Raw genomic sequence first — 22,009 nt, 5'->3', positions numbered from 1 at the left:
GGCTTCGTATCGGCCCGAGATGGAGATGTCTGCGAGACTCTCGTGTGTCGGTGCCTCGTGCGACAATCTGGACCAGAGCCTCATCTCATCGCGAAGGAGCACGACGTGGCCGATTACGACGTTCAGTACGACAAGGACTCCGGAGACTGGAGCGCGAAGCGAGCTGGAGCATCGCGTGCTGCCGGCCGGTTCGATACCCAGAAGGCGGCGCACGACGCTGCACGGGGATGGGCCGAACGAAGTGGGGGCGGCGAGGTCCGAGACCACCGAAAGGACAACAACCAGATCCGCAATACGGACACGATCGGTAAGAAGGACCCGCACCCGCCGAAGGGCTGACGGACGCCGATGACAGGTTCGTCACACCCATGGCAATGTCGGCTCGCGTCATGACTGACCGTGTCGGCATGCTCGTAGGCGACGCCGGAGACAGCGTGTTCGACGGGCCAGGCGCGTCCCCCGCCCACGCCGGTCGTAGCCAATCGTCGTCGCCGGGTTCAAGCGGTCTAGGATCTTTCCCGCGTCCGGGAGGTCACCACAGGCTAGGCGTCACGCCAAGCCGTGACCTTCGAATTAAATAGCACTGTCGTCCGCGACTGCTGGGTAGCGGTGCCGCATGGACAATGTACTATTCGTCGAAGATCGTAAAGTCGAGGTCCCTTATCGCACGGCCGCCTCCGCGCTCTCCGCCGAGACGCTTCAACTCGGCGAAGTGGTCGATGTTCTTCGTCGGGTCACGCAGGACGAATTCAGTGTGCCCCTCGTCCGTATTGACGTCGAGGAGCCCTGCCCGCTCGAGGTGATTCACCCTTCTTGCAATCTCATTCACATCGAGGTTCAAGACGCCCTCCAGCTTGACTGCTGATACGACGACCCTCCCGTGCCGGTAGGACTGTCCATGGTCGACGATGGCAGCAATGACGTCGCGAACGGCCGGTGGCTGGTCTCTGATCGCCTTGATGAACACCGAGGCGTCTTCGAGCACGCAGGCGAACTCCTCCTCGTCCAGATCCTCACCACTCAGCGCACGCAGGTTCACCGGCTTCTTCAGTCGAGCACGATCCTCGACGCTCAGGTCCTCGGCGCGCTCCAGGCCGGCGACTGCCTCCCGGAACTTGGCCTCGTGCTCGGCCTTCATCTTCTGCATCCGCGTAACCGGGTACTTGGCTTCGTTGGACTTGTTGTCGACGACCGCATGATGCTTCAGGCACAGGAACACCAGGTTCGACACGTCGCGCAGTTCCTCGTTCGAGAGGCTGTGCCTGCCGCGAGCCGCACCCTCTCGCACGCCGTATATGTGCGCGATCTCCCCGTTGAGCGTCCCGTCAGCCAGCAGGATCGGCCCGGTGCATCCTGGAAAGGCGCACTGGTTACCTGAATGAAGGTAGAGGTCACGCAGTGCGTCCTGCCGCGGTCTCAACCGCGTCCGAGGCTTCTTCGGATCCCCCATGCCCTCACGATAGCGCGTCGTCCGCCCCTTCGGCCCGACTGTTCATCAAACGGTCGTCTGGCTGAACGTCTGAGAGGTCCCTCCGAGGAACGCGATCCGAGCCGCTCTATGTTCAAAAACCCGTTCAACAACTGGTATGCTGGAAGCAGGTAGATGAACACGTTTGCTGAACGAGAGGAGGGGCCATGGCACTGATCGGACTGGTGCGGGTGAGCACCGCGAAGCAGGAGACGCAGCGGCAGCACGACGCCCTGGACCCGATCTGCGAGCGAGTTTTCGAGGAGAAGGTCAGCGGCAAGCTCGCAGTCGACGACCGGCCCGGCCTCCAGGCGGCACTCGACTTCATGCGCGACGGCGACATGCTCGCCGTCCAGGAGGTCGACCGACTCGGCCGCAACCTCCTCGAGGGCCTCGTCGTCCTCAACGACCTCTTCCAGCGCGGATGCCGGGTCAAGGTCCTCGAGGGCATCGCCCAGGGCGAGCACACCGAACGGAGCTTCCTGCTCGACATGGCCCTGGCGCTTGCCGAGGACCGGAGGCGCGACATCTCGCGCAAGACGAAGAACGGCCTCGAGGCGGCGCGCAAGCGCGGGCACGTCGGCGGACGCCCCAGGGTCATCGACGACGACAAGCGCGCGATCATCCTCTCGCGCCGGGAGAAGGGCGAGTCGATCAGGGTCATCGCCCGCGTGCTCGACGTCTCCGTGGGGACGGTGCACGGGGTGCTGGCCGAGCAGGCAGCGACCGAGTCGAAGAAGCGCGGAGAGGAAGAGAAGGAGCGGACGCGATGAGCAAGGACAAGAACACCGGGATCAGCACGAAGGGGGTCCAGATCCGCGAGGAGAACCTCCGGACGCGCTCGACCGACGAGCTGGCCCGCTCGGTCTCCCTCGGCATCGCCGTGGTGCCGGCGGCGCTCGACGCCCCGGCTGACGCACGGCCCTGGTTGGCGACGGCCCACCGCGACGCGCAGCGCCTCTACCGGGAAGTCGCCGTGGCTGGGGACGACGGCATCGAGCTCCAGGCCCTCGGGTCGGAGCTGGGGAAGGATCGACGCCAAGCGGCGCTGAAGGTGCTCCGCAGCTGCGGAGTCGTGACGGAGACGCAGCAGAGTCGCGAGGGCACCGGTCGCTCGCTCATCGTGCTCAGGGTCGGCTCGACCGACAACAGCGCCTGATCAGAAAGTCCCGCAGCGAGACAGGGTTCCGAGACCGAAGCCGCCGCATGGATGCGGGGGCTACTGCGCGTCCTAAGAAGGAGATGCCTACGAGACGCCGGGTGAGTCTGACGCGCGCGAATCGACCGGCGGCTCGTCTCGGAGGTCAGTGCGCCGGTCTGACCGAGGATGCCGGCAGCTCCAGGACCTGCGGCGCGAAGCCGCCGCCCGCGACGGCCGCCCTCGCGAACCACCGCTCCTCGCCCTGCCGGTCGTGGCGACGGCACCACCCGAGCACGATGCCCGCGACCTCGGCATCGCCAGCGGCACCGACGGATCCGCCCCGCCGCACCCAGCAGTGCCGCACGCGGGGCTCGACCCAGCCCTCGGCAGCACGCGGCGCTCCTCGCTGCAGCCGCCGGCGGTCCGCATCCGCGCATGCGTCTCGGTCGTCGAGCGTCCGGCGCGTGCCCGTGGATCCACGATGGCATGCTTCCGAACATCTGATCTAGTACGGACCGATCAGGACGGGCAGTCGGCCTGGTGTTCGGTCCTGCTGGTCACTGGGAGACGACGGTGACGATCTCGCGCGGCTTGCGCTCACGGTCGTCGAAGACGACCGGGTCGCCGAGCCCGCGGGCCACCCCGAAGGCGCGCTGGTAGTCCTGCTGGGACTCGAACGTCCCGGTGGTGATGACGGCGTCCTGGTCCAGGGTGGCCCAGATGTCGACGGACCGGCAGCCGGGTTGGCCCTGCAGCGTGTCGCGGACGATGCGGGTCCGCTCGACGAACGCGGCGAAGTGCTCGGGGCGCGGGTAGTGGTAGGCGATGAATCCGATGGTCATGGCGTTGCTCCAATCGTCTATACGGTGGCGTACAGTTAGTGACCGTAGCACGTTCCGTACGGAGCCGTATAGATGATTTCTCGAAGGAGCAGAGCATGGCGAAGGCGCGCACCCCGCGGCAGAGCTGGATCGACGAGGGCCTGCGGGTGCTGGCCGCCGGCGGCCCGGACGCGGTCCGGGTGGAAGTCCTGGCCAAGAACCTCGGCGTGACCAAGGGCGGCTTCTACGGCTTCTTCGCCGACCGCGACGCCCTGCTCGAGGCGATGCTGGACGACTGGGAGCGGCGCAGCGTCGCCGATGTCCTCGCCCGCGTGGAGCACGAGGACGGCACGGCCGTGTCCCGGGCGGCGCACGCCCGCGATCTCACCTTCTCCGAGGAGCTGCTGCCGATCGACTTGGCCGTCCGGGAGTGGGCACGCCGCGACGAAGCGGTCGCAGAGCGGCTGCGGCGGGTCGACGCCGGCCGCATCGACCTGCTGCGCTCGGTCATCGGCACCGCGTACTCCGACCCGGTGGAGGTCGAGGCGCGCGCGGCGCTGGCGATGCTCTCGACGGTCGGCGCGCACTTCGCGGCCATCGACCACGGCGACCTGGGCGGGGCCGAGGCGCACGCCCGGCTGGCGCGCATCGTGCTGGGCGAGGCGCTGTGACGACCGGGCACCGGGCAGCGCTGAGGACGATCGACGACGCCCTGCTCGCCGAGCTGCTGCGCGTCGCCGTCCTGGACGCTGCGGCGGACGAGGTGACTCCGCCGCTGACGCCCGGGCACGGCTGGACGCCCCAGCGGCAGGACTGGTTCGTCGCCTATCACCGTCGGTGCCGCGACGGGCTGGCCGGCCCCTCGGGCGAGGCCGCGTGGGCGGTCGTCGTCGACGGCGCTCCAATGGGGTGCGTGCGCCTGAAGCGGACCGCGGAGGCCGGGGTGCTCGAGGTGGGCATCTGGCTCAGGCGCTCCGCGCGGGGCCGCGGCATCGGATCGCAGGCGATGACGGCCGTCCTCGCCGAGGCCAGCGCCGCCGGAGCGAGCGCGGTCGTGGCCGACACCGCGTCGGGCAACCGGGGAGCCTGCGCCCTGCTGCGGGCCGCGGGCTTCACCCTGACCGAATCACAGACCCCGGACGGCCGCGTCGGAGCCCGGAGGACTCTCACCGATTGACGCACGCACCCCGGGGTCTACGCGTCCCAGGAGACGGTCGCGGCCGGGTCGGGCCGCGTGGACCACGCGTCGTGGGCGAAGATCAGCGCGTTGGCGTCCGCGCCGAGCAGGTGGACCAGGCGCTGGCGGCCGAGCCGCACGCTCGTGACCGGATGTCCCTTGGCCGCTCGGCGGACGAGCCACTCGCCCGGTCGAGACCGGCGCGCGTCCGGTGCTGGTCCGCGGGCGGCGGCTGCCGCCGCTCGGGGCTGCATCGCCGTCCCCTTCTCCCCTGTCATCGATGAGCCTCAGTTCGTGGGATCTGCTCGCTGGCGGCGCGGGGCCTCGACCCCCGGCGTCATCGCGCCCATCCAGATGGGCACGACCCGGTCGACCGCCACGTCGCGGGCCAGCGGCAGCGATCTCCAGAGCAGCGCGCCGCCCCGGGTGCGCAGCAAGGGCCCGACCAGGCGGTGGAAGCGCTCGACCTCCTGCTCGCTCGACCTGCGCTGCGCGCCGACGGTGCCGACCAGGCGGAGCCCGGGCGGCGAGACGAAGCGGCCCTTCAGGAACGACCTCGCCCACATGAGCGGGCCGCTGTCGACGGCCTGGATCGTGACGCGGGCGTCGCGGTCGACGTTCGCCGCGAGCTGGGCGTTGAATGCGTCGAAGTAGACGCCCCTGCCCTTCTCGGTCGGCAGGAACGACCCGATCGGGGTCACGTGCGGCGACCCGTCGGGGTTGAGCGAGGCGATGCTGCAGTGCAGCGAGCTGCGGATCGTGCGGCGCACCATCCGCCTGACCATCGTCCACTCCTCGTCCGTGATCTCCACTGCCTACCTCCTGTGCCGTCCCCAGCGAGTGCTCCGGGAATTGACTCTACATCTATAGAGTCCTGTGCCATACTCTACGGAAGTAGAGCAGAAGGCAGGCGATACGGCGATCGACGAGCCGACCGCGGACGGAGAGCACGAGACATGGTCGAAGAGCGGCAGAACGGCCACCACCGAGCGCCGACGCCTACGCTGCGCGACTCCGGTCGGCTCGTCATCGCGGGAGTCCGGGTCATCACGGGGACCGGCGCGGTCATCCCTGCCGGCGACGTCCTCGTCGAGGGCGGACGGATCCGGCGGCTCAAGACCGGCTCGGCGGGGCCAGACCATGCCGGAGCCGATCTGATCGACGGCCGCGGCATGACGCTGATCCCGGGACTGGTCGACGCGCACTGCCACCTGGACTTCCTGCAGTGCCGCAGCGGGCTGCGCGCCTGGCTGTGGAGCAGGACGGCGCTGCCGAAGGCGCTGAGCGAGCTGGTCGCGTGCGGGATCACGGCGATCCGCACCATGGCGGACCCGCCCGAGCGGGTGCTCTCCCTGCGTCGTCGCGCAGCCCGTGGACGGGTCCGGAGCCCGCGCCTCGTCTCGGCCGGGCCTGCGCTCACCGCACCGGGCGGCCACCCCCAGGTGACCGTCGGCAAGGACAACCCTTGGCTTGCTCGGCGCATCACCCGCGGGATCCGCAGCGCCGGCGAGGGCAGAGCAGCCGTCCGCCGGCTGCACCGCGCCGGGGCGGACCTGATCAAGATCGTCTACCAGGGCGGCGTCTACGCCGACCAGGGGGTCGAGATCGCCAAGCTCTCCCCCGACGCGGCGCGAGCCGTCATCGAGGAGGCGCACCGGCTCGCCCTGCCGGTGAGCGCGCACACCCACTACGAGCACGACGTCCGCGAGCTGCTCGGCATGGGCATCGACAGCCTCGAGCACGGCATCAGCGAGCAGCCGGTCGCCGACCCAGAGACGCTCGACCGCTGGCGCGAGGCGGGCGTCCCGCTCGTGCCGACCCTGGTCATCAGCCGCGACGTGCGCAACGCCGACGGCGAGCCCTACCTCGTGCAGGCGAGCAGGAACCTCCGCGCAGCGCACGAGGCGGGTGTGCGGATCGCCGCCGGCACCGACAGCATGGTCGGCGCGCTGCCCGCGGACTCGCTGCACGACGAGCTGCGGCTGATGGTCGAGGCCGGACTGACGCCCCATGAGGCATTGCAGGCCGCGACGAGGAACGCGGCGGAGCTGCTGAGGCTAGAGGACCGAGGGGTCATCGCCGAAGGCGCGGCCGCGGACCTGGTCCTGCTCGGCGCAGACCCGCTCGAGGACATCAGCAACGTCGGCGACATCCGGCTCGTCATCAAGGACGGCAGGATCGTCCACCGCGCCGCGGAGCGGTCCCATGCGAGCCTGTCCCGCTTCGTCTCCCCCGCCGGCGAGCTGGTGTACCGCGAGACAGGCGCGGACGAGGCCGAGGTGCGCTGCTCCTTCGCCGAGCTCGACGGGACCGTCACGCGCACGATCATCCGCCGCGACCCGAGCACGGGAGAGGTCACCAGGACCGAGACGATCGAGTCCGATGAGCGCCTCGTCACCCGCCGGTGGACCTACGAGACCCCTGCCGAGGACACCCGGATCGAGGCCGAGGCGACCGCGAGCAGCATCCGGCTGACCGGCGCATTCGAGGGCGAACCGGTTTCGCGCACCTACGCGCTGCTGGGACGCCGCTGGATGCAGGGCTCGGTCTTCGACGCCTCCACCTTCATCGCAGTCGGCGAGCCGGTGCTCGAGTACGTCGCCATCGGCACCAGCGGCCACGGCGCGCTCCAGCTCACCGAGTTCGAGCTGACCAGGACACCGGCGGAGCGACCGGGCCCCGTTGTCGCTGCGGAGCTGGTGATGCCGAGGTGGCGTCGCTGGTGGTCGGCCGACCTGGAGTTCGACCCGAGAGACGGCCAGCTGCTCGTCGCGCGGCTGGGCAAGAACCAGAAGATCAGGCGCATCGACGCCGACGCCCCACACCGAGAAGGGAACGAGCCAGCATGACCACCAGCACGACGCTCCCGGAGCAGGAACGCACGGACGAGCCCAGGAGACAGAGAGAGCCGAGCGCTCCTTGGACACCCCTCACAGTGTCGCGAATCGTCGGCGCGGAGGCGCTGCCCGCTGAGGTCCGGGAGTACTGCGGGCTCGACCGGATCGACTTCGCCGACCAGGTATCCGTCACCGGCGTGCCGTGCCGCAGCGCCGAGCAGTGGGCGCGAGCGACCGTCGGCATCGTCCATCCCGTGGCGGGGACCCTCATCTGGCGCGTCGGCCTCCACGGACGCCTCGACCACCGGCGCTCCCCGGACCTGATCGGCGGCTGGCGCGTCGCCCACCGCGACGAGCGCCGCATCCGCCTGGAGATCCCGTCCACCGTGATGAGCCTGCGACTGATGCTCACGACCGAGGACGACCGGGTCACGCTCACGACCTGCGTACGCTTCGACGCGCCGCGGGGCAAGGCCGCCTGGAAGACGATCGAACCGCTGCACGGGCTCGGGGATCCTCGCTTGCTGGCAGGCGCTGCCCGAAAGGAGCGCGATCGCGAACTGCAAGGGGTCGCCGACCCAGACAGCAAGCCGAGCGGCGAGCGAGTCGTCGTGCTCGGCGCGGGCTACTCCGGACTCCTCGCCGCCCGCTCGCTCGCGCGTCACCTGCCCGAGAGCGCGCGGCTGACGCTGATCAACGAGCGCGACGTGTTCGTCGAGCGGATGCGGATGCACCAGCTCGTCGCGGGGCAGGACCTGCCGAGGATCCCGCTCTCGGACTCGATGCGCAGCACCGGCGCAGAGGTCGCCATCGGCTCCGTCGCATCGCTGGACCGGGACGGCCGCGCCGTCGTGCTCGACGACGGGCGGCGGATCGGCTACGACCGGCTCGTCTACGCCCTCGGCAGCCGGTCGACCCCAGCGCCGCAGGGATCCGTGGGAGTCGCGGACCCCGATGGGGCGGCGACGCTGCGGCACCGGCTCGGCGAGCTGCGCGGCGGGCGGGTGGTCGTCGTCGGCGGCGGGCTGACCGGCGTGGAGACCGCGTCGGAGATCGCCGAGCAGCGCCCGGAGCTCGAGGTACACCTCCTCAGCGGCGGGCCGGTCGACGCCGGCATGGCCCCGCGCGCGGGCCGACGCCTGCGCGAGTCCCTGTCCCGGCTCGGGGTCGCCGTGCGGGAAGGGGTGCAGGTCGCGCCGGACGGCTCCGGCGCGCTGCAGATCGAGTCCGCCGGGACCGCGGAGCCGCTCTCGGCCGATCTGGCGATCTGGGCGGCGGGGTTCCGCGCCTCGCCGATCGCCGAGGACGCGGGCCTGCGCGTCGACGGCCAGCGGCGCATCGTCGTGGACGACCGGCTCCGATCGGTCGACGACCCGAGGATCTACGCCATCGGGGACGCGGGCGTGATCGGCAGGCCAAAGGGGCTGGCACGGATGAGCTGCCAGACCGCGGTGGTGATGGCCTCCTGGCTGGGCAAGCGCCTCGCCCGGGAGGTGGCGGGCAGGCCCATGCCGGCGCACCGCCCGAAGTTCGTCTGGCGCAACATCAGCCTCGGCCGGGGCGACGGCCTCACCCAGTTCACCCATTTCGACGACCGGCCGCTCCCGTTCTTCCTCCACGGGAAGGCGGCGGCCAGCTTCAAGGAGCTCGTCAACCGCTTCGTCGCCTGGGAAGTGACCGGGCTGCGGCCCAGCAGCGGACGAGGCCGGCGATGAGCGAGACCATCGACTGCGTCGTGGTCGGAGGCGGCCCCGCCGGGATGATGACGGGCCTCCTGCTCGCCCGGCACGGCGTGAGCGTGCGCGTGCTGGAGAAGCACGCGGACTTCCTGCGCGACTTCCGAGGCGACACGATCCACCCCTCGACCATGAGGATCATGGACGAACTCGGCGTCGTCGACCGGTTCCTGCGCATCCCCCACCGCCGGATGGAGACCGTCGCCATCTCCGCTCCCGACGGAGAGTCGGTGTTCGCCGACTTCTCGCTGCTCCCGGAGCCCTACAACTACGTCGCGTTCATGCCGCAGTGGGACTTCCTCGACTTCGTCGCCGAGGAGGCCTCGAAGCATCCGTCGTTCGAGCTCGTCCGGCAGGCGGAGGCGACGGGGCTGCTGACCGAAGGCGGCCGTGTAACTGGAGTGCGCTGCCGGACGCCTGCCGGTGAGGAGACCGTCCGGGCGCGGCTCGTCATCGGCGCGGACGGCAGGAGTTCGACGGTGCGGGATCAGGCGGGCCTCGTCCCGACTGCGAGCGAAGCGCCGATGGACGTGCTCTGGTTCCGGATCAGCCGCCGGAGCCAGGACCGTGTGCCGTTCGTCAGCGTCGGCACGGGGTTCACGCTCATCGCCGTGGACCGCGGTGACTACTGGCAGATGGCCTACTGCATACCCACCGGCGAGCACGACCTGCTCCGGGAACGACCCGTCGACGTCGTCGCGGATCGCATGGAGCAGGCAGTGCCCGAGCTAGCGGCGCGGTTCCGGCACGAGATCGGGTCCTGGGACGACCTCCACCTGCTCAGCGTCTCCGTCGATCGCCTCAAGCGCTGGCACCGCCCCGGACTGCTGTGCATCGGCGACGCCGCGCACGCGATGTCACCGGCGGGCGGAGTGGGCATCAACCTCGCGATCCAGGACGCCGTCGCCGCCGCGCGGATCCTCGGCCCCGGGCTCGCGGCCGGGATGATCCCCACCGAAGCCGTGCTGGCACGAGTCCAGAAGCGCCGGGAGAGGCCAGCGCGGATCATCCAGGCCGGACAGGTCAGGATCCTCGCGGACCTGTATCCGAAGGACGTCGACGACCCCTACTCCACTCCGGCGGCGGCGCGCCTGATCCGACGTTCTCGGCTGCTGCAGAAGACCGTCGCCAAGGTCATCGGGCTCGGCCTGCGGCCCGAGCCTGTCGGGACGCGGTGATGGGTGCCGTGCGCATCCATCGCCTCGGCGACCCGGTCGGCCGACCGGTGCTCCTGCTGCACGGAGGCGGGGTGGCCGGCTGGATGTGGGACCCGATGATCGAGCACCTCGGCCCCGGCTTCCGCTTGATCGTGCCCGACCTGCCGGGGCACGACGGCAGCGCCGACGACGAGTACGCCTCCCACGACGAGGCGGTGGACGCCCTTGTCGCCGTCCTCGAGGCCGAGGCGGCCGGCCCCGCCCCGGTCGTCGGCTTCTCCCTCGGTGCGCAGCTTGCGGTCCTGCTGGCCGCCCGCAGGCCCGACCTCGTCGACCGAGTCGCGGTGATCAGCGCCCAGGCCGTTCCCTCGAGGTGGCCCGCAGCGACGCTCGGGCTGCTCCATGCGGCAGCGCCGCTGATGGAGAGCGAGCGGTTCGCGCGGGTGCAGGCGAGGCAGCTCTTCGTCCCGGAGCATCTGATCCAGGACTGCGTCCGGACATCGCAGCGACTGTCCACGCGCACGCTGCTGGCCTCCGTCGGGGAGAACATCCGCTTCGTCGTTCCAGACAGATGGAGCGTGTTCCCCGGCGAGGCGCTGGTACTGGTAGGCGGCTCAGAGCGATCGACGATGCGACGATCAGCGCAGCTCCTCGCAGAGCCCCACGATGATGAGCCGGAGGTCCTGTCCGGATGCGGCCATGGGATCCCGCTCCAAGAGCCGGTGTGGCTGGCGCAGAGGCTACGTCCGTGGCTGGAGAAGGCTCGATGAGTTCACGATGATCGCGGAAGCACGACGCGACCTGCTGCCTGTCAGATTCCGGCGGCCTCAAGCGGATTGAGCGCGGCGTCGAGCACGAGGCCGGAGTGCGTCCATAGGAGCGCGCCGCCAGCGTCGCCGATCACCGTCCTCCGGGCGCGCGGGATTCGCGCTGCGAGGAGCGCACCGTGATCGAGTGAGTGCGTGCGGTCACGGGCCCCGAAGAGCACGGCGACCGGGATACTGATCGTGGCGAGATCGATCGGCCAGCGCGTCGTCGCCATCATCGTGTCGGCGACGTAGCCCACGCCGATTCCAGCAAAGCCCTCCGCGAGGGCCACTCGATAGCGTGCGTCGAAATCGGGCGCGGTGTAGACGGCGCGGTCGTGCGCGTCGGAGCCGTCGAGGACCATCTTCTGCATGGCATCGGGGGTGAAGGAGCCCAGCAGATCTCGCGCGGCATCCGGTGTGCTCTGCATGAGCTCCGGCAGGGCTCGCGCGCTCTCGGGGAGCAGCTCGCGCACTGCCGGATGAGCCACCTCGTCTGCTGGTGAGACGAGGACTAGCCTCCGAGCCCAGCCTTGGACGGCCGCTGCCAGACCGAACAGCGCGCCCTGCGAGTTCGCAACGATGGGGACGACCGGGTTCGCCACTTCGAGCACGGCGGCCACGAAGGCGCGATAGTCCGCCGCCGTCGACGCCGGGGTCCGAGAGGGATAGGGGTCCGAACCGCCCATCCCGGGGCGATCCATCGTGATCAGCCGAATCCCGCGAGTATCGAGCAGATCCTCTCCAAAGACCATGGACCTGCCGGTTCCTGCCCCGGCGATGAACAGTACCGGCGTCCCGTCGTTCGGGCCACTGATGAGGCCAGTCAGCAGTCGGCCGGACGGACGATCCACGGAGCGGAAGGAAGACATCATCAGACACCTCAGGTGGTGGAGGACACGAGGGCGATCACGACACGCCCCATGCCCACGTCGGATCGCCCATGGCGGCCTGGGTGACGTCCCACAGCCTCTCGCGGTGCGCGGGGTCGCGGGCGAACCGCGGCAGCGGGACCTGCTTGAGGCGCTCGTCGACGTAGACGCCTGCGCCCCGGGCGTGACGCGGGGCGTCGAGGACGAGCCGCGCGTATACCCGCGCAATCTGTTCGGGTGCTGCGGCCAGCCGGTTCTTCGGCGCGTACAGCGCACGGAGGAGCCTCGGCTGCGCCGCGAGCCGCGCCGGGTCGAGCCGGACCGCGGGGACGCGCAGGCAGGAGACTTCGACCCTGTCGCCGACACGCTCGGCCAGCGTGACCGCGGTCATCACTTGGGCGAGCTTGGCGTGGTAGTACGCCCTGGTCGGGGTGAACCAGCTCGGGTTGTCCAGCTCGTCGAACCGGATCGCCAGCCGCGGCATCGTCACCAGCCCCTTGCTCGCGACGAACACCACCCGCGGCTCGGACGCGGCTGCCAGCGCCGGGCTCAGCCTGGCCGTGAGCTCGACGGGGCCGAGGTGGTTCGTGGCCCAGAACAGCTCGTGCCCTTCGGCGCTGCTCCGCGCCGTGCGCACGGCCTGGTCGAAGACGGCCGCGTTGTTGATGAGCGCGTCGAGCGGGCCGGCATCGACGATCTGCGCGGCGGCGCGGTGGATGCTCGCCGAGGATGCCAGGTCGAGCTCCACCGATTCGATCCGTGCCCGTTGCTCCTCAGGCAGTTCGGCGAAGGCACGGCGTGCGCGTCCGAGGTCACGACACAGCGCGAGGACGCGATGCCCTTGGGAGGACAGGAGCACCGCCGAACGGAGCCCGATGCCGGCGTTCGCACCGGTGACGGCGATGCGTCTGGGCATCAGGAACGCTCCTCGTCGGTCGCTTCGCGGACGCTCCCATGTCCGCTGAGCCCGTCCGCGAACCCGATCAGCGCCGTTGCGTACTTCTCCGTCTGGGCGAAGTGGACGTCGTGCGAGCTGCGCACCCGCACGGTCTCATTGTCGGGCAGGAGCTGCTCGACGCGCGCCAGGTCGTCGTCGAGGGCCGCGAGGAGGTTGCCCTGGCGGTCGTGGCGGGTCGGGGTCGCCTTCACGAAGACCGTCGGACACGAAATGGCTCGAAGCGTGTCGGCCTGGTCGAAGCCGTCCAGCCAGCTGCTGTCGGCGAACGCCGTGGTGAAGCGCAGGTCGAAGGGCTGGCTCATGGTGCCCCAGATCCGGTTGATGCTCACCCCGGCCCAGCGCACGATCGGCAGGCGGTTGGGATCGGCCCGCCGCTGCTTGACCACGCTGCGGGTGAAGACCTTCCAGAACGGTCCGAAGAACCGCGTCCAGTAGCTGCCGGGCATGTACCAGCACACCCAGTCCTTCTCGTCATCCTGGGCGACGAACTCCACCGCGCTCTCCCACGCGTCGACGTAGACGTAGGTCGTCTTGATCCGGTCGGGCTCGGTGGAGAAGAACGGGGAGTCCTCGAAGAGCACGCCGTGCACGAGATCGGGCCGGCGCGCGGCGACGAGCGAGGCGATCAGCCCGCCCGAGGAGTGCCCGGCGATGACGACGGGGCCGTCGAAGGACTGCTCGATCAGCGCGGCCATGTCGTCGGCGATCTGCGCTCCCGTGTAGTCCTCGGGGTTCCAGGTGCTCTTCCCGTGGCCGTGCACGTCGACGACGAGAACCTGATAGGTCCCGATGAGCTCCGGAAGCGCCTTGGCGTACTCCTGCCACACGCAGCCCTGACCCGGGATCAGCAGCAGCGGCACGCCGCCGTCCCGCGGGCCTTCCGCGACGTTGAGCTCGAGGCCCTCGCGAATGCGGACCGTCTTCTCCCGGAAGCCCAGCCGCTCCGCCTCGCGGACGTGCTTGTCGAAGTAGTCCTTCGTCTTGCGGCACGCGAGCAGCGCACGCGCGCCGAAGACGGCCGTCGTGCACGCGATGGAGATGAGGACGTTGAGCAGGATCGGGTTCATCGCCGGGCGCTCCCTGTACTGCGGTGCGCGACGTTCGTCGACGTGGTTCCCATGAGTCCTCCCGTGCTCGGCGTGGATGCCTCGAACTCATCGACCATAACATAGACTATGTTACGGTAGGTCTCGACGCCGGGAGAGAATGTTGCGTCACCAGAAGAGCGAGGAGCGAGGGCCATGAGCGCAGCGAGGCAGCGATGGCTGGACATGGGCATCGAAGTGCTCGCCGAGGAGGGCGGCGTCGATGCGATCCGCATCGACCGCCTCGCCGAGCGGCTCGGCCTGTCGACCGGCTCCTTCTACCACCACTTCCGGGGTGCGGCCGGGTTCAAGAAGGACCTGTTGGCGCACCTGGAGGAGGTCCAGACCGTCGGCTTCGCCGACGCGGTCGCCGACACCGACGTGGCCCCCGGCGACGGCGCTAGGACCTCTGCGGACCTGATCAGCAGGCTCGCCGCGGCACGCGCCGAGTACCGTCGTCCTCGCCTCGAGGCGGCGCTGCGGGCCTGGGCGCTCACAGACCCCGATGCGGCGCGGACGCAGGCCGCGATCGACGAAGGGCGGCTGGAGACCATCCGCGCGGTGTGGCGGCAGGTCACCCCGGACGAGGAGGAGGTGCGGCTGGCCGCGCTGCTGCCCTACGTCGTCGCTATCGGGGCGAGCGCGATCATGCCGCCCCTCGGCGACGACGACCTCCACAAGCTCTACGAGATGATCGTCTCCCTCGTCCCCGACCCCGCGGCCGAGCAGGACGACGACGAGCCGTGAGGGCCCTGTTCCTCACCGCCGACCTGGGCGGGAACGTTCCCCCGACCCTCTCGGTCGCCGAGGAGCTCACGAGGCGAGGCGTCGACGTCGAGGTCACCGGGCTCGACGAGGGCCGCACCGCGCTGCCCCAGACCGCGTTCGAGCCGGCTCTCGCCGCGGGCCCCGGAGCAGGCGGGAGGGGCCTGGCGAAGGCGGGGTCGATGCTGCGCCTCATGGCGGGCCGCGGAACCCGCGGCGCGGCGGAGCGCCTCGTGCCCGACAGGCAGGCGGACGTGGTGGTCGTGGACTGCATGCTGCCGGCCGTGCTGGCAGGGGCACTGCGCGCCGAAGCGCCGGTCGCGGTCCTGTTCCACACCCTCGGCGAGTACTGGATCCGCGCCTTCGACGGCGGCGCGGGCGGGACCCTCTTCGGCGCATCGGGACTGCGGCCGCGAAGGCTCTGGGAGCGCGCGCAGGCCAGGCTGCTGCTGACCGACCGCGAGCTCGACCCGAGCAGCGACGATCCGACGCTGCACCGGTACAGCTGGACCGGCACCGCTGAGCAGGGTGCCGCCCCGGCACCGCGCGAGGATTCTGCGCGCCCGCGAGTGCTCGTCGCGCTCAGCTCGACCGACTGGCCGGGCATGCTGCCCGTCTACCGCCGGATCGTCGCAGCGCTCTCGGACCTGCCCGTGGACGCGGTGGTCACCACCGGTGGCGTCGACCTCGGCGGCGAGCTCGCGGGCACGGCCAACGTCGAGGTCCTCGGCTGGGCCGATCACAGAGAGCTGCTGCCTCGGACGGACCTGATGATCGGCCACGGCGGGCACTCCTCGACCATGAAGGCCCTCGCCCACGGCGTGCCGCTGCTGGTGCTGCCCATCAACCCGACCTCCGACCAGCGCCTCATCGGCCAGGTGACCCAGGAGCAGGGGCTGGGTCGATGGCTGCCGAAGCGGGCGAAGACCGACCAGATCCGGGACGCCGTGCACGCGATCCTCGCCGACGCCGGGCTGCGTGAGCGCGCGGCGCGGACCGGAGAGCGTATGCGTGCGCTGCGGCTCGGTGCCGCGGTCGCCGCCGATCGAATCATGGAGACGTTGGGGAAGGACTGATGTGGTGCGCGGAGGACCGATGCCGCGTCGGACGTCTCGGGGCCGTGCGACCTCAGGTCAGCGCAGGATCGCAGCTACGACCGCCGATCAGACGCAGAGGCCCTATCGTGAGACGGTCAGGCAACGGTGCCGGATGAGGCACCTGGCGATGAAGCCGCAGACCGATGGCCCAGCTGCTCGAGAAGCAGACGCAGTCGGTGCTCGATCTCGTCCTCGGTCGGCACCGGCGGGTACAACGCAAGCACGACGGAGCCGAATAGAGCGTCGCGAATCGTGGCAGCATCCGATCCGGCAGGGAAGTCCCCAGCGTCGATGGCGCGTTGGGCGACGCCCTGCAGCGCGTCCAGGCGAGGCTGGAGATGCCGATCTGCATATGCCTGCACCAGATCGGGTCGGTCGACCGTCGAGCCGATGACCCGTGCCATCAGGTCTCGGTACCGCTGCTGGCTAAGTTGGCCGGCTATCGCAGGGACCACGTCGTCGATCGTGGCGTCCGGCGGGAACGGTTCGGGGCCGGGCGTGCGGACGTGGTCGATCGCCGTGATCAGCAGTTCTTCCTTGGACTTCCATCGCCGGTAGACGGTCAGCTTCGCCACTCCTGCGCGGCGAGCGATCGCCTCGACGCTGGCGGCGTCCGGCCCCAGCTCGATCAACAGCTCGATCGCCGCATCGAGGATCGCTGCGTCGCGGGCGGCGCTGCGCGGCCGCCCACGTCCGGTGGCCCGCGCTGTCATGCCGGGCGAAGAATCTGCTGCAGCCATGGTGAAAGACTCTCGGATTCGGGGCCTCCGCGCCAGCCGATGTGGCCGTCGGGCCGGACGACGACAAGGTCGGCTCGCATGTTCGGAGAGCTGAGCGCTACTACCTGGTCGTCACCGACCTGAGCGGCGAGTACCCGCCTGTGACGGTCGGCGACGACCAGGTCGGCAGCGACCACTGCCCAGCGTCCAGCGAGCGCGCGGTGCAGAGTGCTTTGCGCGCCGTCGGCCAGCCGGCACTCGAGGTCCGGCATCCGGTCGCCCTGCATCGGCCTGCGGCGGAACAGCGAAGAGGACCTCGCCAATGGACCGTGCCGGTAAGTCACGGTCAGCTGCGACGCCACCAGCCACAGTCTCCGCTGCACGGCAGGGATCCGCATCGCGGGCATCACCAGGAAGTCGCGGACGAACCGCTTCCACCTCCGGTCTGGGAGCATGATGCCGACGGCTCCAGTCGTCGCGGCTAGCATCTTCGCTGCGAGCGGCCGACGTTCCGCGTCGTAGCTATCCAGCAGTTGCTGGCCTGCTCGGCCGGCTGCGACCAGACCCAGCTTCCAGCCGAGGTTCTCTGCGTCGCCCAGACCTGTGTTCTGACCCTGCCCGCCGCTGGGGCTCTGGATATGTGCCGCGTCGCCAGCGATCATGATCCGGCCATTGCGGTACTTCTCGGCCAGCCGCCGGTGGATCCGGAACTCCGTGGCCCACAGGACCTCGCCGGCCGCCGCAGCGTCAAGGCCGCTTCGTCGGGTGAACTCGCCGAGGACGAGCTCGGCGATCTGCGCCTCGCTCAATCCGCCCGGAACCTCCGGGTCGGGTTCGCTGAACACTCGCCACGCACCGCCGGGAAGCGCCGTGACTGACAGCATCCGGCCGGTGTCCATCCAGGTGACGCTCCCGTCAGGGTCATACGGCCAATCGGCGCGGACGTCGATCATCAGGAGCCGATCGATGAGCTGCGTGCCTGGGAAGTCGATCCCGGCGAGGTGCCGCACGGCGCTGTGCGCGCCGTCGCAGCCGACCAGCCAGTGGAATCGCTCCCGCTGCGTTCCCGACCGGACGTCCAGCGTCGCCGTCACGTCGGCCTCGTCCTGGTCGGCGGCCGCCAGACGGGTCCCCCACTCGATCGTCGCGCCGAGCTGGCTCAATCGATCCCGCAGCGCACCCTCGACCTCGGCTTGCGAGACCAGGAACGTCGGCTTCGGCAGAGAGGCGACGGCCCGTCCCACCTGTAGGCGGAGCTTCGTCTTCGGGCCTTCGTTGTAGTACAGCGTGAGCAAGGAGCGCGACCGCTTCGGCAGATCGCCGAGCGCGCCGATCCGCTCAAGCACCTCGACCCCTCGCGACTGCAGTCCGAGGGCTCGAGATGTCGTGGCCGGCTCGGACGCGGCGTCGATGATGCGCACGCGCACCCCATGAAGCACCAGATGCACAGCCAGGGCCAAGCCGGTCGGCCCAGCGCCAACGATAAGAACGCTGTCGGACATACTGTATACGGTACGGTACCGTTTACGAACTGTCCAGGGCCATTGAGCCATGCCCCGGACCAGACCCGACTGCCACGGTCGCGGCAATCAGCGCGTCAGTAGCCATTCATGGACCCAGGCGGCCTGCCTTCCCAGCGCCGCCGCCGGCGTGGCGCGGACGACGAGGTCGCGCGCCGCGCAGAGCAGCGGTCCCGGTGCATGGGCGAGCCTGCCGATCATCCGCGATCGCGCAGCGACCCTCTGGGGCCGCGGCCGGCGGAGCTCGTCGTAGCGGCGGAGCGCTTCATCCAGGAGCTCGGGCGCGTCTCCGCACTCCGTCCCCGCGAACGGAGCGATGAGGCCCACCAGTGTGGCGGCGTCCTCCATCGCCATGCCGCCGCCTTGGCCGAGGTCGGGCGTCATCGCATGCGCCGCGTCGCCGAGCAGCACGGCCCGGCCCCGCGCGAAGGTCGGCAGGTCGCCGCTCAGCTCCTCGATCGGGAGGTACTGCATGGCCGCCGGATCCGTCGCGTCGATCAGCTCCGGGATCGGCCGGTGCCAGCTCCCGAACAGCTCCCGGAGCAGCGCCGGGTCGCCCGGCTCGTCGATCCCAGCCGTGCGGACGCCGAACCAGTAGACCCGGCCATCGGCGAGCGGCGCGATCCCGAAGCGGCACTCGACGCCCCACGTCTCGCCGGCCTCGCCACGGAGCTCGACGGGAGCGGCGGTGATCCCGCGCCAGGTCGCGTATCCCGAGTAGGCCACGCCCGGGTCCTCGGGCCATCCGGTGCGCACCGCGCTGCGGAGGCCGTCCGCCCCGATGACCAGGTCGAACCGGTCCCAGGCGCGACGGGCACCTGCAGTCCCGGACCCGACGCTCTCGACGAGGCCGTTCGGGTACATCGAGGTGACCCGCCTGCCTGTGCGGACGGTGCCGGCCGTGACCGCATCGGACAGGAGCCCGTGCAGATCGGCTCGGTCGATCACGCGCAGCTCTGCGACCGCGTCGGCGGGGAGCGTCGACAGCCACGCTCCCGAGGGGCGTCGCTGCCCGGCGCGGAGCCCTTCGGTCCGGGTCGTGACAGCGCGGAACGCGTCGCCGACCCCGAGCGCGTCCAGCGCGCGGATCCCGTTGGAGAAGACCGACAGCCCGGACCCGCCGGAGCGGACCTCGTCCGCACGCTCCAGGACGACGACCTCGACACCGGCGCGCTGGAGCCCTGCGGCGGCGCAGAGCCCTCCGATGCCGGCACCGACGATCCCGATTCGCCTCGCAGACCCTCCTCTACTTCCGTAGAGCCTGACACCAGGCCTCTACAGATGTAAAGTCGGAGTCGTGGAGAAGACAGTCATCGAGAGCACGAGCACCCGGAGCGCGCGGCGGGACCAGATCGCCGAGGCGGGGATCCGCATCATCGCGCAGCGCGGTGTCCGCGCGCTCACGCACCGGGCCGTCGACGACGAGGCGCACCTGCCTCCCGGATCGACCTCGTACTACGCCCGCACGCGGCGGGCGCTGATCGACGAGATCGTGCGGGTGCTGGCCGAGCACTCCATCTCCGACCTCGAGGAGGCGGCGCGCGGCTTCGCTTCCCGCGAGGGAGCCTCGGGTCCCGTGGCTCGCGACGAGCTGGTGGCCTCCATGATCGAGGCCGTCGACGCGCTGGCCCGACGCCCCGACGAGCTCAAGGCGCGCTGCGCCCTGCTGCTCGAGCTCGACCACGACGAACCCGCACGCACCACGCTCGCGGAGCGGTCCCCCGTGCTGCGGCAGATGGCGCAAGGGGTTACCGACGCCCTCGAAGCCGCCGGCATCGCCGCGACGACCGACCACGCCTTTGACCTCATGAGCCTCTGCGACGCGCTCCTCATGCGAGCCGTCATCACCGGAATGCCGCCGCAGGTCGCGCCGATCCTGTCCGCGTACGTCCACGGACTGGCCGACGCGACCGCCGGGTCGGCACGAGCCGGTGCCCGGCGACGCAGCGGGCAGTCGTGATGGGCGGCGCATTCGACGTGCCTATGGAGCCCGAACGCGCCCAGCTCGACGCCTTCATCGAGGATTACCGGCGCGGCATCGAGGCGACCCTCAGCGGACTCAGCGAGGAGCAGGCGCGACGTCGCCTCGTACCATCGGCGACGACGCTGCTCGGGCTGCTCAAGCACGTCACCTGGATGCAGAAGGTGTGGTTCGAGGAGTGCGTCGGCGGCACGCCCCGAGGCGAGCTCGGCCTCGTGCAGACGCCCGACGAGTCCTTCCAACTGGCCGATGCCGACACCATCGCCTCGGTCCTCGCGGCTCACCAGGAGGCATGCGCGACGGCCCGGAAGGTGGTCGATGGCCTGCCGCTGGACGCCGTCGTGACGGGCCACCGCGCCGGGCCGCGCACGCTGCGCTGGGTGCACTTACAAGTCCTGCGAGAGCTCGCACACCACTGCGGCCACGCCGACATCCTGCGCGAGCAAGTACTCGCGGACGCCGAATGAAGTCCGGGATCGCGCCAACGAAGTCCAGGCACGTCCTCGGCCCCGAGCCCACACGTCGAACGAGACAGGCTCGCCAACTCAGCCGTCGCGTCCCGACGGGCTGAGCTGCCTTCGAGACCGCATCAGTCGTCGTCGCGCAGGCGCTTGAACTCGGCCTCGGCCAGGTCCGCCTCGGCGCGGAGCTCGTCGACGAGCTGCGGGGCGGTCAGCGTCGGGTGCTCTGCCAGCAGCTCCGCGACGCGGCCGGCGGCATAACGCCTGGAGGCGCGCTTCAGCTCCGCGTCGAAGATGGGGTCCGTCTTGGGCAGGAGGTGCTCCTGGCTGGTCATCGCTCGATCGTAGGCCGCGAGAGCGACACGAGGACCTGGGCGTGCCGCGCCCTCTTCGCCCGAGCCTACGAAGCCACGGCCGAGACCAGCCGCAGCTCTGCGGCGTCCAGTGCCGCGAGCACGCGCTCCGGCGCTTCGATCAGGCCGAGCAGCCCGCTCGCCCGGCGCGCCCACTTCTCGGGGTCGTCGCCGTCGCGGAACGCGGCGGCCGACTCGACCTGAAGCCGGAGGTTGACGGGCAGCCGGGCCGCGAGATCCGCGGCGAGCTCGCTCGCCACGGCCGAGCGCCGCGAGGGCCCCGGCCTCGATCGACCGAGGATATCCTCCGTCGGAACCGGTGCCGCCGAGGCGCTCTCGAGCGCAGCGACCGCCCGGCTCGCCCAGTGATCAGGCCCGTCGAGGGGCAGCGGGAGCGACACCTGCTGGACGCTGGCAATCGCATCCCGCCCCAGTGCGAGGGAGATCCCACCGGGGTCCTCGCGGCGGTTGAGGTAGCGGGTCACGTCGACGCCGGGAGGGCAGACATCGGCGAGGACCACGTCGCCGAGCCAGTCGCTCGGATCGACGACCCAGCTCTCCCGCACCACGACATCCGGCCGCAGGCGCACGCGATATAGGTGGAACTCGCTCCGGCTGTCAGCCTGGTTGGCGATCCGCCGCAGCATGTTGTGGATCGCGGCCTCATAGGTGCCGACGTGGAGTGCCTTCGCCCTCTGGCGCGCGGCCCATGCCGCGACGTGTTCGTCGCCGCCCATCCGCCTCCGCGTCACGGGCGTGAGGACCGCGGCGGGATCGAAGTCCTCCGTCGGCCAGTCCGCGTGCGTGCTGGTGTGGTACCACGCGAACCGAGCGACCTGGCCGTCGTCGAGGGCCGGATCATCGAGGTCGACGGTCACCCGCGGCGCGTCCTCGTGCTCGCAGGTCAGGCCGCAGCCGGAGCACTTCTCTCCGCCCTGCTCCCAGCGGTCGATCCAGTCAAGGTCGACGCGGAACCGATGATGGCAGGCGGCGCAGAGCATGCTCCGGTCGCGAGAGAAGTCGATCGGTCGTTCCACACGGACATTCTCGCAGGC

25 protein-coding genes are annotated in these 22,009 nt (G+C 70.5%); 13 read left to right on the top strand and 12 right to left on the bottom strand.

What is annotated here, in order from left to right; translation table 11 throughout:
- Window positions 1–105: 105 nt before the first annotated feature.
- Window positions 106–339 carry a DUF2188 domain-containing protein gene (locus ACFFF6_RS11345; protein ID WP_376980746.1) on the top strand — a complete coding sequence of 78 codons (234 nt, stop codon included), beginning with the start codon at window positions 106–108 and terminating at the stop codon, window positions 337–339.
- Window positions 340–628: 289 nt separating this feature from the next.
- On the opposite strand, the gene ACFFF6_RS11340 is transcribed toward ACFFF6_RS11345, so the two are convergent.
- Window positions 629–1,450, bottom strand: a complete 822-nt coding sequence (locus tag ACFFF6_RS11340; protein ID WP_376980744.1) for a hypothetical protein — start codon at window positions 1,448–1,450, stop codon at window positions 629–631.
- Window positions 1,451–1,635: 185 nt separating this feature from the next.
- Here ACFFF6_RS11340 and ACFFF6_RS11335 point away from each other — a divergent pair, with 185 nt between their 5' ends.
- Both ACFFF6_RS11335 and ACFFF6_RS11330 read left to right on the top strand, forming a co-directional pair.
- Window positions 1,636–2,241: a recombinase family protein gene (locus ACFFF6_RS11335; protein WP_376980742.1), complete on the top strand. Its 606-nt coding sequence runs from the start codon at window positions 1,636–1,638 to the stop codon at window positions 2,239–2,241.
- Window positions 2,238–2,627, top strand: a complete 390-nt coding sequence (locus ACFFF6_RS11330) for a hypothetical protein (RefSeq protein ID WP_376980740.1) — start codon at window positions 2,238–2,240, stop codon at window positions 2,625–2,627. Before ACFFF6_RS11335 ends, ACFFF6_RS11330 begins: the two co-directional genes overlap by 4 nt.
- Window positions 2,628–3,166: 539 nt before the next feature.
- On the opposite strand, the gene ACFFF6_RS11325 is transcribed toward ACFFF6_RS11330, so the two are convergent.
- Complete coding sequence (locus tag ACFFF6_RS11325; RefSeq protein ID WP_376980738.1) at window positions 3,167–3,451, bottom strand: antibiotic biosynthesis monooxygenase; 285 nt, start codon at window positions 3,449–3,451, stop codon at window positions 3,167–3,169.
- Between the two features lie 95 nt (window positions 3,452–3,546).
- Here ACFFF6_RS11325 and ACFFF6_RS11320 point away from each other — a divergent pair, with 95 nt between their 5' ends.
- Complete coding sequence (locus ACFFF6_RS11320; protein ID WP_376980736.1) at window positions 3,547–4,101, top strand: TetR/AcrR family transcriptional regulator; 555 nt, start codon at window positions 3,547–3,549, stop codon at window positions 4,099–4,101.
- Entirely contained in the window at window positions 4,098–4,607 is a 510-nt protein-coding gene (locus tag ACFFF6_RS11315) for a GNAT family N-acetyltransferase (RefSeq protein ID WP_376980734.1), read from the top strand. Before ACFFF6_RS11320 ends, ACFFF6_RS11315 begins: the two co-directional genes overlap by 4 nt.
- Window positions 4,608–4,624: 17 nt before the next feature.
- On the opposite strand, the gene ACFFF6_RS11310 is transcribed toward ACFFF6_RS11315, so the two are convergent.
- Both ACFFF6_RS11310 and ACFFF6_RS11305 read right to left on the bottom strand, forming a co-directional pair.
- Window positions 4,625–4,747, bottom strand: coding sequence for a hypothetical protein (locus ACFFF6_RS11310; RefSeq protein ID WP_376980732.1), 123 nt, complete (start codon window positions 4,745–4,747; stop codon window positions 4,625–4,627).
- Between the two features lie 147 nt (window positions 4,748–4,894).
- Window positions 4,895–5,419 (bottom strand): pyridoxamine 5'-phosphate oxidase family protein, encoded by a 525-nt coding sequence (locus ACFFF6_RS11305; RefSeq protein ID WP_376980730.1) that lies wholly within the window; start codon window positions 5,417–5,419, stop codon window positions 4,895–4,897.
- A 144-nt stretch (window positions 5,420–5,563) separates the two neighbouring features.
- Here ACFFF6_RS11305 and ACFFF6_RS11300 point away from each other — a divergent pair, with 144 nt between their 5' ends.
- The 4 genes from ACFFF6_RS11300 to ACFFF6_RS11285 all read left to right on the top strand — a co-directional run bounded on the left by ACFFF6_RS11300 (window position 5,564) and on the right by ACFFF6_RS11285 (window position 11,107).
- Window positions 5,564–7,456 (top strand): amidohydrolase family protein, encoded by a 1,893-nt coding sequence (locus ACFFF6_RS11300; protein WP_376980728.1) that lies wholly within the window; start codon window positions 5,564–5,566, stop codon window positions 7,454–7,456.
- A gap of 86 nt (window positions 7,457–7,542) precedes the next feature.
- On the top strand, window positions 7,543–9,159 hold the full coding sequence (locus ACFFF6_RS11295) for an NAD(P)/FAD-dependent oxidoreductase (RefSeq protein WP_376980727.1): 1,617 nt from the start codon (window positions 7,543–7,545) through the stop codon (window positions 9,157–9,159).
- A complete protein-coding gene (locus ACFFF6_RS11290) occupies window positions 9,156–10,358 on the top strand; it encodes an FAD-dependent oxidoreductase (RefSeq protein WP_376980726.1) in 1,203 nt (400 codons plus the stop codon). Before ACFFF6_RS11295 ends, ACFFF6_RS11290 begins: the two co-directional genes overlap by 4 nt.
- Entirely contained in the window at window positions 10,358–11,107 is a 750-nt protein-coding gene (locus ACFFF6_RS11285) for an alpha/beta fold hydrolase (protein ID WP_376980724.1), read from the top strand. Before ACFFF6_RS11290 ends, ACFFF6_RS11285 begins: the two co-directional genes overlap by 1 nt.
- Window positions 11,108–11,148: 41 nt before the next feature.
- Here the strand turns inward: ACFFF6_RS11285 and ACFFF6_RS11280 are convergent, their stop codons facing one another.
- From ACFFF6_RS11280 to ACFFF6_RS11270, 3 genes are read right to left on the bottom strand one after another with little or no spacing between them, the layout of a single operon-like run.
- A complete protein-coding gene (locus tag ACFFF6_RS11280) occupies window positions 11,149–12,018 on the bottom strand; it encodes an alpha/beta fold hydrolase (RefSeq protein WP_376980722.1) in 870 nt (289 codons plus the stop codon).
- A gap of 34 nt (window positions 12,019–12,052) precedes the next feature.
- Entirely contained in the window at window positions 12,053–12,931 is an 879-nt protein-coding gene (locus ACFFF6_RS11275; protein WP_376980720.1) for an SDR family NAD(P)-dependent oxidoreductase, read from the bottom strand.
- The gene (locus ACFFF6_RS11270; RefSeq protein WP_376980718.1) at window positions 12,931–14,040 is read right to left on the bottom strand and encodes an alpha/beta fold hydrolase; all 1,110 of its coding nucleotides are present in this window, start codon (window positions 14,038–14,040) and stop codon (window positions 12,931–12,933) included. Before ACFFF6_RS11270 ends, ACFFF6_RS11275 begins: the two co-directional genes overlap by 1 nt.
- Before the next feature lie 174 nt (window positions 14,041–14,214).
- On the opposite strand from ACFFF6_RS11270, the gene ACFFF6_RS11265 reads away from it, so the two are divergent.
- Window positions 14,215–14,805, top strand: a complete 591-nt coding sequence (locus ACFFF6_RS11265; protein WP_376980716.1) for a TetR/AcrR family transcriptional regulator — start codon at window positions 14,215–14,217, stop codon at window positions 14,803–14,805.
- Entirely contained in the window at window positions 14,802–15,899 is a 1,098-nt protein-coding gene (locus ACFFF6_RS11260) for a glycosyltransferase (protein ID WP_376980714.1), read from the top strand. The genes ACFFF6_RS11265 and ACFFF6_RS11260 overlap by 4 nt, the downstream gene beginning before the upstream one ends.
- Window positions 15,900–16,015: 116 nt before the next feature.
- On the opposite strand, the gene ACFFF6_RS11255 is transcribed toward ACFFF6_RS11260, so the two are convergent.
- From ACFFF6_RS11255 to ACFFF6_RS11245, 3 genes are all read right to left on the bottom strand, one after another.
- A complete protein-coding gene (locus tag ACFFF6_RS11255) occupies window positions 16,016–16,660 on the bottom strand; it encodes a TetR/AcrR family transcriptional regulator (protein ID WP_376980712.1) in 645 nt (214 codons plus the stop codon).
- Complete coding sequence (locus tag ACFFF6_RS11250) at window positions 16,630–18,141, bottom strand: FAD-dependent oxidoreductase (protein WP_376980710.1); 1,512 nt, start codon at window positions 18,139–18,141, stop codon at window positions 16,630–16,632. Before ACFFF6_RS11250 ends, ACFFF6_RS11255 begins: the two co-directional genes overlap by 31 nt.
- Before the next feature lie 87 nt (window positions 18,142–18,228).
- Entirely contained in the window at window positions 18,229–19,380 is a 1,152-nt protein-coding gene (locus ACFFF6_RS11245) for an FAD-dependent monooxygenase (protein ID WP_376980811.1), read from the bottom strand.
- Window positions 19,381–19,456: 76 nt separating this feature from the next.
- Between ACFFF6_RS11245 and ACFFF6_RS11240 the strand changes: the two genes are divergently transcribed.
- On the top strand, window positions 19,457–20,119 hold the full coding sequence (locus tag ACFFF6_RS11240) for a TetR/AcrR family transcriptional regulator (RefSeq protein ID WP_376980708.1): 663 nt from the start codon (window positions 19,457–19,459) through the stop codon (window positions 20,117–20,119).
- 23 nt (window positions 20,120–20,142) lie between these two features.
- Window positions 20,143–20,607 (top strand): DinB family protein, encoded by a 465-nt coding sequence (locus tag ACFFF6_RS11235; protein WP_376980706.1) that lies wholly within the window; start codon window positions 20,143–20,145, stop codon window positions 20,605–20,607.
- A gap of 122 nt (window positions 20,608–20,729) precedes the next feature.
- On the opposite strand, the gene ACFFF6_RS11230 is transcribed toward ACFFF6_RS11235, so the two are convergent.
- Both ACFFF6_RS11230 and ACFFF6_RS11225 read right to left on the bottom strand, forming a co-directional pair.
- Window positions 20,730–20,936: a hypothetical protein gene (locus ACFFF6_RS11230; protein WP_376980704.1), complete on the bottom strand. Its 207-nt coding sequence runs from the start codon at window positions 20,934–20,936 to the stop codon at window positions 20,730–20,732.
- Window positions 20,937–21,001: 65 nt separating this feature from the next.
- Window positions 21,002–21,991: a hypothetical protein gene (locus ACFFF6_RS11225; protein ID WP_376980702.1), complete on the bottom strand. Its 990-nt coding sequence runs from the start codon at window positions 21,989–21,991 to the stop codon at window positions 21,002–21,004.
- Window positions 21,992–22,009: the final 18 nt, after the last annotated feature.

Source organism: Brachybacterium hainanense, from assembly GCF_042434575.1.
GTDB lineage: Bacteria > Actinomycetota > Actinomycetes > Actinomycetales > Dermabacteraceae > Brachybacterium > Brachybacterium hainanense.
The sequence above is the reverse complement of the archived record's forward strand: the minus strand, read 5'-3'. Positions and strand labels throughout refer to the sequence as shown.